At 46.0% G+C, this 12980-nt stretch carries 9 protein-coding genes; 2 read left to right on the forward strand and 7 right to left on the reverse strand.

All coding sequences use genetic code 11. The annotated features are described in order from the left end of the window. From ACYJZR_RS06985 to ACYJZR_RS07000, 4 genes are all read right to left on the reverse strand, one after another. Entirely contained in the window at nucleotides 1-1740 is a 1740-nt protein-coding gene (locus ACYJZR_RS06985; protein WP_025508417.1) for an ABC transporter transmembrane domain-containing protein, read from the reverse strand. A gap of 273 nt (nucleotides 1741-2013) precedes the next feature. After that, nucleotides 2014-2505, reverse strand: coding sequence for a prepilin-type N-terminal cleavage/methylation domain-containing protein (locus ACYJZR_RS06990; RefSeq protein WP_005454955.1), 492 nt, complete (start codon nucleotides 2503-2505; stop codon nucleotides 2014-2016). Nucleotides 2506-2741: 236 nt separating this feature from the next. Then, the gene (locus ACYJZR_RS06995) at nucleotides 2742-4085 is read right to left on the reverse strand and encodes a sodium/glutamate symporter (protein ID WP_005454913.1); all 1344 of its coding nucleotides are present in this window, start codon (nucleotides 4083-4085) and stop codon (nucleotides 2742-2744) included. 500 nt (nucleotides 4086-4585) lie between these two features. After that, nucleotides 4586-5272: a DNA-3-methyladenine glycosylase I gene (locus ACYJZR_RS07000; RefSeq protein WP_025534531.1), complete on the reverse strand. Its 687-nt coding sequence runs from the start codon at nucleotides 5270-5272 to the stop codon at nucleotides 4586-4588. An 86-nt stretch (nucleotides 5273-5358) separates the two neighbouring features. On the opposite strand from ACYJZR_RS07000, the gene ACYJZR_RS07005 reads away from it, so the two are divergent. Further along, a complete protein-coding gene (locus tag ACYJZR_RS07005) occupies nucleotides 5359-5553 on the forward strand; it encodes a hypothetical protein (protein ID WP_005455030.1) in 195 nt (64 codons plus the stop codon). 97 nt (nucleotides 5554-5650) lie between these two features. Here ACYJZR_RS07005 and ACYJZR_RS07010 read toward each other — a convergent pair whose 3' ends face one another. The 3 genes from ACYJZR_RS07010 to ACYJZR_RS07020 all read right to left on the reverse strand — a co-directional run bounded on the left by ACYJZR_RS07010 (nucleotide 5651) and on the right by ACYJZR_RS07020 (nucleotide 11104). Beyond that, nucleotides 5651-8458 (reverse strand): Hsp70 family protein, encoded by a 2808-nt coding sequence (locus ACYJZR_RS07010; RefSeq protein ID WP_461715863.1) that lies wholly within the window; start codon nucleotides 8456-8458, stop codon nucleotides 5651-5653. A 61-nt stretch (nucleotides 8459-8519) separates the two neighbouring features. Continuing rightward, nucleotides 8520-10472, reverse strand: coding sequence for an Hsp70 family protein (locus ACYJZR_RS07015; protein WP_276454550.1), 1953 nt, complete (start codon nucleotides 10470-10472; stop codon nucleotides 8520-8522). Continuing rightward, entirely contained in the window at nucleotides 10472-11104 is a 633-nt protein-coding gene (locus tag ACYJZR_RS07020) for a DUF2760 domain-containing protein (protein ID WP_005454971.1), read from the reverse strand. The genes ACYJZR_RS07015 and ACYJZR_RS07020 overlap by 1 nt, the downstream gene beginning before the upstream one ends. 289 nt (nucleotides 11105-11393) lie before the next feature. Between ACYJZR_RS07020 and ACYJZR_RS07025 the strand changes: the two genes are divergently transcribed. Further along, nucleotides 11394-12935 carry a sensor domain-containing diguanylate cyclase gene (locus ACYJZR_RS07025; protein WP_069540868.1) on the forward strand — a complete coding sequence of 514 codons (1542 nt, stop codon included), beginning with the start codon at nucleotides 11394-11396 and terminating at the stop codon, nucleotides 12933-12935. Nucleotides 12936-12980 lie beyond the last annotated feature (45 nt).

Raw genomic sequence — 12980 nt, forward strand, 5'->3', positions numbered from 1 at the left:
TTACTCCTCCATTGCTTGTTCGAGTTTTTGGTACTGGAACATTTCTGCGTACCAGCCTTGGTGTTCGAGTAGAGAATGATGTTTTCCTCGCTCGGTGACATGGCCATGATTAAGAACGATGATTTCATCAGCCGCTTCCAATGCGGTTAATCGGTGTGCGATAACGATCAACGCTTGATCACGGTAGTGTGTTTCAAGGTTCTTGAGAATCTGGTGTTCGGTTCGACCATCTACGGCGGATAGGGCATCATCTAAAACTAACACTTGAGCGTTGAGAAGCATGGCGCGTGCAATCGCAATACGCTGCTTCTGACCGCCAGAAAGAGTAATGCCTTTTTCGCCAACTTCGGTTTGGTATCCGTCAGGAAATTTCTTTATATCGTCGTGGATACACGCAAACTTCGCTGCTTGATAAACTTGCTCTTGTGTTGCTTGAGGATTGCCAAGAGCGATGTTGTCAAAGATCGATTTTGAGAACAGAAATGGACTCTGATTCACAACCGCAAAGCGATTACGCCATTGAGGTAAGATAGCGTCTTTGATTTTGACATCGCCAAACTGAATGGTGCCATTTTCTAAATCATGTTGACGCAATAGCAGGGAGAGTAACGTCGATTTGCCACTGCCTACTGGGCCAGCAATTCCGAGCATTTTCCCTGGCTCTAACGTTACGTCCACAGCGGCAAGAGCTGGTGGGAGTTCTTTACTCCAATGGAACGCGTCAATCTTGATGTGCAGCGGTAATGGTTTGTCATCTAGAGGCTGTGTGCCACCAATGATCTCTGGTTGTTCATCGAAGATTTCTTGTAGGCGATTCCATGCGGCAGAACCGCGCTCTAAGATGTTAAACAAGAATGCGAACGCTAGCATTGGCCAAATCATCAAACCCAAGTACATGGTGAAGGCTGTCAAATCACCAAGAGTGATTTCGCCTTTGTCGACCAGATACGCGCCTGCCGCCACACTAAGAAGAAACGAAAGACCAATCGTCAACTGAATCGCAGGGTCAAAGCGCGCATCTACTCTTGCTACCGCGATGTTTTTAGCACCAGTATCGTCAACGACATCTTCAAATCGTTGTTGCTCTTGGTTTTCCAAACCAAAAGCACGCAGCATTCGCACACCATTTAGGGATTCTTGCGTCATATCGGACATCGAAGAGAATGCTTCCTGCGCGACACGAAAACGTTGGTGAAGAATGCGGACGATAAAGAAAATAATTACCGCGAGAAATGGCATTGGCAACAGGGCCATAACGGTCAGTTTCCAACTGACTTGCGTGACCATGATGATCAACACTGCTATGCCTGTGATAACCGAGTCGGCTGCCGTTAATACCCCTTCGCCAGCTGTCATAACGATGTTTCTTACGTCGTTCGTGCCGCGCGCCATCAAATCGCCAGTTTTGTATCGTTCAAAAAAGCGGGGAGGTTGAGTCGAAAGGTGGCGGTAAAGGCGGTTGCGTAAAATGGTTCCAAGTTCCCAACTCGCACCAAATAGCCATATACGCCAGAGGATTCTGCACCCGTAGATGGTGAAAAGTAGAACAATAAGGCCTAACAACCACATGATTAACGTGTTTGTTTCTAATGTGTTATCAACAACGCCATCGACAATCACTCCGACTGCCTTGGGTGGAACCAGCTGAAGGGCAGAGATTACTGCAAATAAAAGAATGGAACCCACATAATGTTTCCATTTTTGTCGGAAATACCAACGCAGCTGCCAGAAAATTCTCATTACGCCTCCTGCTTTAAATTATTGAATTTGTTATGGAACTATTATTGAGCGAAATGATGAGTTTACAAGCACAATTTTTGAGCGAAGAAGAAAACAACAGATTGTGTCGATTTTGAATATATGCGCTCAGGAATTACTTGCTTTCTCGCTGCAAGAAAACCATGCAACAATATTATGTGAAATCTATGTTAAGTTGAGGTTTTGGCGCGTAAGTTAGCGCTAAAAGTAGAAAGCTTCAAAATGTACAATTTTGAAGCTTGTTTGGGAGGGTTTTTAGCAGTCTTCAGTTTGAATTCCATAGCGAAGTTGTCCGCCTGGTGTTTTAGGGTAGTACACTTCGACATAACACAGGTGATGGATGCTCACGGGTTTGTTGGCAAAGCCGATAAGGAAGTAGGGTTCAGTCTCTGAATCGGCGCCGTACCATTTGTTGATGGTGAGTTGTGGGTCAAAACCGGCAAGCTCTTTTGCTGGAATCACGTTTTTGATTAACCCAAAGTAACCAATAAGATCGTTTACTCCGTCGTTATCTAAGTCGATGTTTCGCGTGTCTTCTGAGTTGATGTTCTCTTGAGACTGAATAACGGCTTTAGTGTAAACAAGGTTGTTGGCTGTCATTAGCGCTTCTCTTGCACCATACAAAACGGCAATTCGTGCGTCTTTTTGTATTCCGAGGAACTTGGGCAGGGCAACAACGCCAACAACACCAAGAATGATGATGCACATTATTAACTCGATAAGGGTAAATCCTCGTGAACCACGCACAACCAGCCTCCAGCTTTGTCATTTTATAGGCTGCTATTCTGGAATAAAAATAGGGTTATATCGGTATTAAAAAAGAATGAGAAGGTGTGACTGCTATTACAAATCTCATATATAAAACAAGTTGCTTACTTATTCATTGGAGATTGAAGCGGTTTCTCAATTGGGATTTTAAAGAGAGGAGGAAAAAAGATGAATAAAGATGTGCTCGGGAGGAAAAATCTCCCGAGCCGGAGTACTTAAGACGCGTCCGTTACCGTTTGGCCACTGCGTTTAAATACAAATCGCCAGATAAACAGGACTACTGCGATATAAGCTAAGCCGACACCAAGTGCTTGCCACTCCATACCGTTATACATCGCGATAGGCATCAGAGAGATGATAAAGATATCGGTAATTGAACCAGGCACATAAGCAATGGCGTAGTCATCCAGAACTTTGCTACGCATTTTAGGGTCAACAATGCGCAATAGCGCGATGCCCATTGCAACTGTGCCTGTTAGCCATCCCCAGGAGAATATGCCTTTTTCAAACCAATCATCGCCCATAATTCGAGGCGCAACCCAGAAGATCAGCCACAACGTAAATGCGATGCCACCAATGGCGAGTACGATCATTGGCGCAAGGTACTGAGCAAGAACAGTAATTTTGATTGCCGAAATACCAAATATGATTAGGTAGTCGGTGCTGATACCAGCTGCATGCTTAAATGCTCCATCACAAAGGTATCGCGACGCTTTGGTTTGTTTCGCGACAATTCGCACGAGCATTCCGCCCAAAAAGCCCGTTACAAATGTCGGAATTTGTACTTTGTCGTGGAACGACGATAAGTAGTTTGCTGCGACATAAGAGAAAGCCGTAACGACGACGACAAGGGCTGCGTGAATAGCAAATGAATCCACAGAGAGTGAAGACATTGTGTCTTTCATCACTGGTTCTTGTTCTGTTGGTTTTACAAGACCTTTTCGTTCATGTTCATCCATGCTGTCAAAAGTTGTAAAGCTTCGAATCCAACCCATTTTTAGAGCAAATTGAAGCATCAGCATGCCGATGGAAATTGAGATGAAGATACCGACTGTCGCAAAGGTCAAACCAAGCGTGAAGCCATCTTCCCAACCAAGACCCGTGAAAATATCTCCCACAACTGAGGCTGAACCGTGACCACCCATGAAACCCGCAGACATTGTGACGCCAAAGCCAGGATTGATTTCTGGCCAGAAAAATGTAGTTAAGAGCAGGCCAAACATTGCAGCAAATAACCACTGTGAGACAGAAGCAATTTGGTTAAATGCCCATAACGAGCCTGCACGTTGTGCGACAACTTTTGGGGATGGAACATCCGTTGCTAACCCTAACGCAGAAAAAAGTGCAGCGGTTAATAGGCTTGCGTTAGCGGTAAACGTGTCTGTCCACGGTAATAGATCGAGCATGGCAGGGCCAAACACGAGACCAAATAAACCTGCCAATACAGCAGATGGAATGTACATGCGTTGTAGCAATGGCGTATGCACGCGAATCACTTTCGCTACAATCAAAAGTAAGCCTGCGATGGCTAAGTCAGTCAGCATTAGACCTTTTGGCATTTTTTGTCCTCCAGTAAATGCATTCAAGGGGCATCATCCTTTTGACCAACCTTGATGAAATAAATAACTCCACGTAAGAAAGCGCGAATACGAAATCTTTCGAGTACGGAGCAATGGTCGTTTCAATCAGCGCTCAAGTGCGCTAAAAATCATGAAATGAATATAATTGTCGAGAATGTTCGTGAACTGTTGAGAAACTCGAGCAAGTTTCTCGATTTTATTTTTGATAGTTCACTCAGGAAGGGCGTGTATCCTAGTCAGTTTGAATAGGCAATGCAATTGAGCAGAATCAATAAAACATGCCTAATAAAACATCAATCATAGGTAGGTGTTTGATAAATAAAAATATTGTATAAAAAAATAATTTTGTCGATACGACAATTATTTGTAATTCTCAAGATGGGAAGGTGGTTGAAGTTTAATGAAGCCAAGAGTGGAGCTAGAGATATGGCCAGAAAAAGCACACTGTGATAAGAGCCAATGTGCTTGTCAACCTGTCGTTAGAGTCGATTATCACCGGTACTAAATGCAATGATTTGACTGATTTCGGTGAGGCTACGACCGCTCTCCTTCTGCCATTGCATAAACGCTTGGGTTGCTGCATCGTGAGATTTTTTGGTGTCTTTTCCGCCTTCGATGATTTTGCAATTGCGCAAGTATGCTTCCACATCGTTAGACAAAATAAACGTATCAGCACCCATTTGACGTAAAGTATATGGCCCTGTATTACCGCCCAAACGGCTGCCATGTTTTTTTAGATACGCCCAAAGCTCAGTGATTTTCTCCTGAGGCCAATCTGCGACCATTTTGCCAAATGACCCATGCTGGACTGATGCTTCGTGGATCATTCGAGCATTGGCAGGAATCGACATCACTTTCGTTAGGTGGCGAATAATACGCTCATCGGTCGCTTTGGTTTCCCATTGTTCGTCAGACAGCATCAGTAATTGTTCAATCTTAAAGCCGAAAAAGACCTCTTCGAAGTTCGGCCATTTCTTACGAACTACGCTCCACGAGATGCCACTTTGAAACACCTTCATCGAAAATGCCGCTAACCAACGGTCGTTTGGAATGGCAGCTAACTCTTCTTTACTTAATGGATGCGACAGCAGTGCTTCGAGCTGATCTTCTCCACCTTTTCGTTCGGCGGCACGTTGATAGATGGCGTCAAATTTTTCGATACTCATAAAAGAAGTTAACCTTAGTGTATGTCGATATTTAGGAAACATACTACGCTTAAGTGGCTGAATCGTAAATTGATGGAGTGTCACAAATGAAGAAGGTCACATTAACGTTTGTCGGAGAAGGTTCGGAGCGTATTGCGGATAAATTCTATTCTTGGCTTGCTGATGGTGGATTAGAAGACAGCCTAATTGAGACTCTATCGGACAGAGAAGTGTCGGTGGTCGGTATTAGTGATATGGATAACGAAACGCGCGATGTGGTGATTACGACAGAAATGAATTAACGCGTTGTGCGCGGTCAAAACCAAAAGAATGCAATAAAACAAAGCCCTTCTTTGGAGGGCTTTGTGCGTTTAACTCGTCTTCTTTTGTAAAGTGGATTTAATGATGAACCAGCGTTAAACCGCTTGGTAAAGCATCACCGAAGACACGTTTTGACTCGCTTTCTGAAAGCTCTTTCACTTCTTCAACCAGCGATACCCACGACTCAGGTACTTTGCTCTGTTTGAGTTTTGTTAGAACTTGTTCCCGGTAGTCGTCAGAAATATCGAATAAGCGATCACCCGTCTTACGACAAATCATTACGGCTGCGAAAGCGATCATTGGTTCTTTCAGCCAATTTTGTTCCAAAAGCTTAGGTAACCATTGCTCAGCTTGTTCACGAGGAATGACGTTGTGCTGGCTGCCATAAAGCGGTGTGCGAGAAGCCAAACGTCCCATCGCCCACCAGTGTGCTTGTTCAAACTGGTTTTGGTTGATGGCTTTGCTTAAGAACCACGTCGCCAGCAGGACTTTATCTTCCACTTCTAGATGCTCCAGAGAGGCTGAAAGACGCACCATGGATTCGTACCCCATCTCCTGAGCCGCTTTTGCTGACTGCGGATTTTTCATCGCGCCGGGATGCAGATATTTTGCGATGTCTGCCAAAATGGTTTCTTGTTGTTCTTGGCTTAGACCGCCCGCGATACGTCGCCAGAATACCCACCAGTCAGTCCAACCTTGATGGTTTTTGAACTGAATATTTTGTTGATACAGTCCCCAAACTTGCTCAATACGCCAAGAGTCTGTTGGATCGCCAAAGCCCGGACGTAGTGCAAAGCCAGCCAAACGAAGCCAGTTTTTCTCATGTTGTTCAGAGCGACGACGACGCTTACGGCCCTGCGCAAAAGTATCGAAAAGTTGACGGAGTGTGGTGAAGTCCCACTCATCGCGTTTACCCAGTTTCTTCTCAAGATCTTTTGCTAAGGTTTTGATTTCTTTGCCTTCAGCACTTTTCTTGTTGCCGCTGTATAGACGAGCAATCAGCTCTTTACATTCGTTCAGTTTAGGGTGAAGCTTAACTTGTTCGCTGTCGTCGGTTTGCTTGTTACGAACTTCGAACTCCAGCTCCCAACGTTTGCTGTCATCTTCTGCGCTGACACATTCCATCTTAAGTGTGCCGACTTCAGTCAACTGACACGCCAGTTGCACTTCTACACGCTCCTTTTGGTTGGCTTGTAGCTCTGCACCTTCACCTTCAAGTGTGGTGATGTAAGGCGGCAGCGGAGCAAACAAGTCTGGGTCAACATCAACCATCACGCCGTTTTGAATCGCCGTGTTGTTGGTTAAGGTATCGTGGGTAGAAGTCAGCAGGTTAAAGCGGACTGGCTCACCTAGGGTAAGCGAGAAACGACGACCACTTAAGCGGATCTCGTGACCTTCTTCTGTGCCTTTTGCAAGTAAACAGAGGGCTTTACCCATTTTGTTTTTTTCTTGTAGATGCAAGAAGTAAGAGCGTGCAGCACCACCACCAATTTTCAGTTGTGCGCCACGACGCGCTTTACCAAACGCAACCGCACCTAGTGCGACCGACCAATCTGGATGTGGGTTATCTAATACCGTAACTGGTGCGCCGCGCCAGTCAGAAAGTAGGGTAGTGACACGTTCAGTCACCAGATCACTGTTGAACACGCCACCGTTCAGCAATAAGCCAACTGGGATCGCGTTTTGTTTGTCGTCTTCAATGCCAAGAGCGGCACGAGCAACTTGTTGGTGCTGAGTTAAGAACTCGGCAACGTGTTTGCTCACCGCTGGGTCAGCAACGTATGGAAGACCAAACTCGACGACGGCGCTGCGGCGTTTGTCTGGCACTTCACTGAAATCAGAAAGCGGGAAGAAACCATCCAATGCGATTTGGTGAACTTCTTGTTTGCTTAGAGCAATACTCTTTGTGCCCCCAAGCAGCTTGGAGCCACTGCCTAGCATGGTTATCTTTACTTCGTCAGGCGCGCTCGCTGAGAGTAGGTTTTCTTTGGCTTTACGAGTTTGTTGAATCAGCTTAGTCAGGCTTGCAGCAGTGAGTTTTTTATTTTGATTGAAGCGACTTTCAGCAAGGTGCGCTAACGCTAAGTCGAGGTTATCACCACCTAGCATCAAGTGTTCACCAACGCCAATACGATCAAGTGCTAAGTCGCTATTGGTGAACTTAGCTTCTATCAGGCTTAAGTCGGTCGTACCACCACCCACATCGCAAACAAGGATTAGTGGCAGATCTTTTAACTCGTCAGCCGCGGTTTGCTGGTGGCGTGCGTACCAGTCGTAACACACCGCCTGTGGCTCTTCGAGCAAGACGATTTTTTTCAAGCCTGCAAGCTCGGCGGCTTCAAGTGTCAGTTTACGCGCGGTTTCATCAAATGATGCCGGAACGGTGACAACTACGTCTTGGTCTTCGAGTTTGTTACTTGGATGACGGTAGTTCCATGCTTGACGAATGTGATTGAGATAACTTGCGCTGGCAATAACTGGCGAGACTTTATCCACGTCTTGCGCACCAGCCCAAGGAAGAATGTCTGAGTTACGATCAACCGCTTGATGTGAGAGCCAGCTTTTCGCGCTGGATACCTGACGGCCTTCTACTTTCGCGCCTAATTCGCGAGCCCATTCACCAATGATTACATTGTTAATGTCGCCGGCAACAGGTTCGTTGTCCCAAGGAAGAGTGAGGTCAGAAGGGGAGATTTGACCTACAGCTGGATGATAGCGGAAAGAGGGCAGAAGTGGTTTACGAACGACTTCGCCCGGACCAATCAGTTGGTCAATGTCAAATAGGGATACTTCGGATTGTTCAAGGTTGTTGGTTATTTCACAGTAGGCCACCACAGTGTTTGTGGTGCCAAGGTCAATACCAACAAGAAAACGAGGAGATGCCATACAAAACCAAACCTTCGTGTATTTAAAAACGGCACCCGATTGGATGCCGTTTGACTTCTAATTATTGTTCTTCGTTTGAGTCACTTTTCGCGTCTTCGCGCACATCGAACTCAACATGCCATTTTTGCCCGTTATCTGCGGCGATGGCTTCTAAGTAAAGCGTGCCAAGCTCTGTGACGCGAGAAGCAAGAGTTACTGGAACCACTTCACCTTCACGACGACCTTCAGATACAGGCAGCGTTACTTGGATTTCTGGTAGCTCTTCAAGCTCTTCTGGTGCCCAGTAGTCTAAGTGAGTACCTGCTAGATCATCACGACGAACGGTTGAGCCGAAGAATTGGAAGTTAACTGGCTGACCGATGATCAAACCAAACTCTTGGCTTGGTACGTCAACGCTTGAGCCTTCTTCCATACCAAATGGTGCGACACAAAGTGCTTCCATTGGAGGCGCCATGCCCGGAATCGCAGGCATCGCACTTTCGATACCCACGTAGTACGCCGAAGCAATACCACCACGGATACGCACACCTTGACCACGACGCACAGAGCCGTAGTAAGCCGCACCGCTAGCAACCGCAAGGTCTAGATCCACACCTGTTAGGCGTTTTGCCATTTCTGCATCTGCTTCAATTAGCCATTCGTTGATCGTGTCTTCTAGACGAGTTGCTAGAAGTTTCGATTTCAGAACACCGCCGTTGAATAGGATTGCAGTTGGCTTGATGAAGTCAGCCGATTGCGCAGCATCCGCGCCAGGCATACCTGGCATGTTTGCAAATGGGTTGAAATCTTGAGCTTGCGCTGATTCACCACCGCTTTGCGCGTGTGCTTGCTTAGACAAGAATGCTGCAATGTGGCGAGTGATACCCGCATCTTGTGCGTAAGGCAGACCCATTTGTGTTAGTGCACCACGGTTACGTTGAACAGGGTGGTCTGTAATCGCAACTTGAGGGAAGAAACCGTCAACCAGTGTTTGTTGTACTTCTTCTTGAGTCAGTTCAGTTTTCAGCGTTGCACCAAGCAGTTTAGAACCGCGGCTTGGTACAACGATTGGCACTGACTGAAGCTCGCTGTCGTTCAATAGCGCTTCTTTAGCGTCACGACATGCGTGCGTCATCGCCTGAACTTGCCATGGCTGTAGCTCTTTGCCTTCTTGCGCGAGCTTCATCTTCAAGCGGTACGCAAGTGCAAGGTCCATGTTGTCACCGCCAAGTAGGATATGTTCACCTACCGCGATACGGTTCAGAGTTAGGTTGCCTTCGTCTTCTGTTACTTCAACTAAAGAAAGGTCGGTTGTACCACCTCCGATATCGACCACAAGCACGATGTCGCCAACTTCAACTTCGTCGCGCCATTTGTCGTTGCTGTTATCAATCCAGTTGTAAAGCGCAGCTTGAGGCTCTTCTAGAAGCGTTAGGTGCACAAAACCAACGTTGCGTGCAGCTTCGGCTGTCAGGTCACGAGCCGCAGGATCGAAAGAAGCTGGAACCGTAATGGTAACGTCTTGATCGGCAAGTTTGTAGTTTGGATTCGCGTGATTCCAAGCGTCTTTTAGGTGCTCAAGGTATAGCTCGGTTGCGCGAAGAGGGGATACTTTTTCCACTTCTTCTGGGCTACCTGCTGGTAGGAATGCGTCACGACGGTTTACACCAGCGTGGCAAAGCCAAGATTTTGCACTAGCAACTAAACGAATTGGTGTTTTTGAACCTAGGTTACGAGCAATCGCACCGACAAGTGCCTTTGGCTCGCTCGACCATGGAAGAACGCGTGATTGCGGGTTCATTTCATGCTCATGCGGCTGGTATAGGAACGAGCCTAATTGGCTGCGAGTTTCTACAGTACCCGGAGCTGTTAGCTGCGGGATAGGCATGACTTGTACACGAGCGTCTTCGTCTTGAGTATCAACGTAAGACATTACGCAGTGAGTGGTACCTAAGTCGATACCAACACTGAATTTAGGAGACTGTTGCTCTTGCGCTGTCTCTTGAGAAAGGTTTTCTTGGTTCATGTGTTCCATTACAGCTCAACCTCAGCTGGAGCAATCACAGAAGCATCGTAGTTCTCAGCCAGTTTAGGCAGGTTCATAGACGTTGCCTTCCAACCTTTGTGAACTAGAGTGCCGTGGAACGGCGCGCTGCCTGTCACGTTACCAGTTAGGCGGATTTCTTGTGGGTTGAAGCCTTCTTCAACCGTAATACGAGTTTCTTCTTCTTCGTTACGAACGTGCGCAAGTGTCACGTAATCGTTCAATACTTTTTGACCGCCAGTGTGGATAACACGAGCCGCAGCGCCTACTTCTTCATCAGAGAACGAAGTTAGGTCTTCTTTCAAGAAGTCGATTAGACGCGCTTCTTGCTGCATGATAGAAAGCAGCTGCATTGCAGAATCAGTAGAAGCTGTTGCAAGTTTTGATTCAACTTCCACCACTTTTTCTACGACTTTCTCTACTTCTACAACCTTTTCCACTTCTACGATCTTCTCGACTGGCTTTTCAACCTCGACGATTTTCTCGACAGGTTTCTCTACCACTTTCTCAATCACTTTTGATTTGCGTGATACTGCGATCAGAAGAAGCAATACGCTCGAAGCCGCAAGGCCTGCGTGCAGCATATCGAACGTTTGAGGAATTAGGTTCAAATCAATGTTCATGACGTTTTTTCTCTTTCTATTGATTGCTCGGTGCTCAGTGTTGGCTCAATTTATTGACTAAAAGCGATCGTCTTTGCGATCTTGCACCAAGTTTAGACATTAAAATGATGACGGATGGTAGCATATTCAAGGCCTAAGGCTGTAATAATTCGTGAATATACCGTACGATCAGCGTGAAAAATCAACGATTGGACTAAGCTTGGTAGGTTGCTGCTTGATGTTTATTCGCTGGTAACGCAGTATTTCCTTAAATACCGAAGTTTAACTTACGGAAATATCAGTAGACGAGATGACCACAAGCACTGCTCAAAAGAGCTTTATAAAGAGACACTCTGATTCCATTTCTGCTTTTGTAGCGGCGCTCCTCGTCACTGCAGGCGTAGTTGGTGTGGCCTACCAAATTCAACAACGATATACCCTCGCTACTTTTGCAACCCTTGCAGATCGACAAGCTGAATCTCTAAAAGCAAATGTTGAAAATGATTTGAAATTTATCGGAGCGGGGGCCAATTTTTATCATTCTATAGACAGTTCTTATTGGTCAGCATTTCCCGTTTATGCAGAGCAGGTTATCAATAGCTCGCACAGTTTGATTGGTTTGCAGTGGATGCAACGAGTAGAGCGAGAAGATTTAGACGCGCACATTGCTAAAATGCGTCAAACATACCCAGATTACCAAATCTTTACCGTTCCAAAAGATCAGCCCAAAACCTTTGGCTACATTCTAGAAAACAACACTCCTGTTTACGTTGCAACGGACATCTACCCAAGAACCCAAGCCAACTTATCTTTACTTGGTTTTTACTTCTCTCGAAAGCGTTTTGATTTGATCTTTGACGACATCTCGACGCACAAACGCGCAAATGTTTCCGATAAAGTTCGTCTGCTTCAAGACGGCTACGACAAATCCATCCCCAAATCGGGCTTGCTCGTGTATCACCCGGTCTTTGACTTCGAGAATAAAAACCTGTTGGGCGTGGTTACAGGTGTGATTCGTAGCACTGTTTATTTCGAAGAACTGATCACCAAGACAGCGACGGAACTTGAGATGTCGGTCAGAGTGGAAGACTTAGGTTTTGATGCCTCTGATGACCCGTTTTTGTTTCAAAGTGAAAACTGGGATCGGATCAGCGGTAAAGTGATCAGCCGAACGATTCAGCTGCCTAATCGACAATGGCGAATTGATTTCAAACTTTCAGATGCCGTGTCTGCTTGGGAGCGCTCCATTTTAACGGGAACGACCATCGCAGGTCTTCTGATTGCGTTTTTGATCAGCTACATCGTTAACTTACAGTCACGAGAAAAAGAACGTTTAGCCGAAATGCTTGATATTAAGACGGTTGAGCTAAAACGCATGGCCGAGTTAGACCCTCTGACGCAATTGTTGAACCGTCGCGTGTTTAACGACAACTTGCTCAATCAAATTAATAGCGGCAAACCGTTCTCTTTGGTTGGTTTCGATATTGACCATTTCAAAGTGATTAATGATAAGTACGGCCATTTGGCGGGTGATGAAGCGTTACTTCATGTCACGAGATTGGTTAATGCCAACTTAAATGCGGGTGACCGATTCTATCGCGCAGGTGGAGATGAGTTTTGTATTCTTTCCACGGTGACGGACACAGAAGAGCTAGAAGCGTATCTTGAAAAATTACGCGGCATCGTGGCGAGCTCGTCATTTGACTATGAAGAGGCGTCTATAATTTGCACATTGAGTATTGGTGCGGTAGTTCATCACGACGAAGATCCGGAAAACTTGTACCACAAAATGGATGTTCAACTGTACTTAAGTAAGGAAAATGGCCGCAATACCGTGTCGATCGGCGATTAAATCAGCGCGCAAATTCGAGTTTTTCATAGTGTTGCGGTAGAATCG

It is taken from the genome of Vibrio sp. RC2502 (genome assembly GCF_054850435.1).

Excerpts from the sequence above, each read along its gene's own strand:
- ACYJZR_RS06985 (WP_025508417.1), bottom strand. The coding sequence starts at position 1,740 with ATGAGAATTTTCTGGCAGCTGCGTTGGTATTTCCGACAAAAATGGAAA.
- ACYJZR_RS06995 (WP_005454913.1), bottom strand. The coding sequence starts at position 4,085 with ATGCCAAAAGGTCTAATGCTGACTGACTTAGCCATCGCAGGCTTACTT.
- ACYJZR_RS07000 (WP_025534531.1), bottom strand. The coding sequence starts at position 5,272 with ATGAGTATCGAAAAATTTGACGCCATCTATCAACGTGCCGCCGAACGA.
- ACYJZR_RS07005 (WP_005455030.1), top strand. The coding sequence starts at position 5,359 with ATGAAGAAGGTCACATTAACGTTTGTCGGAGAAGGTTCGGAGCGTATT.
- ACYJZR_RS07010 (WP_461715863.1), bottom strand. The coding sequence starts at position 8,458 with ATGGCATCTCCTCGTTTTCTTGTTGGTATTGACCTTGGCACCACAAAC.
- ACYJZR_RS07015 (WP_276454550.1), bottom strand. The coding sequence starts at position 10,472 with ATGGAACACATGAACCAAGAAAACCTTTCTCAAGAGACAGCGCAAGAG.
- ACYJZR_RS07020 (WP_005454971.1), bottom strand. The coding sequence starts at position 11,104 with ATGAACATTGATTTGAACCTAATTCCTCAAACGTTCGATATGCTGCAC.
- ACYJZR_RS07025 (WP_069540868.1), top strand. The coding sequence starts at position 11,394 with ATGACCACAAGCACTGCTCAAAAGAGCTTTATAAAGAGACACTCTGAT.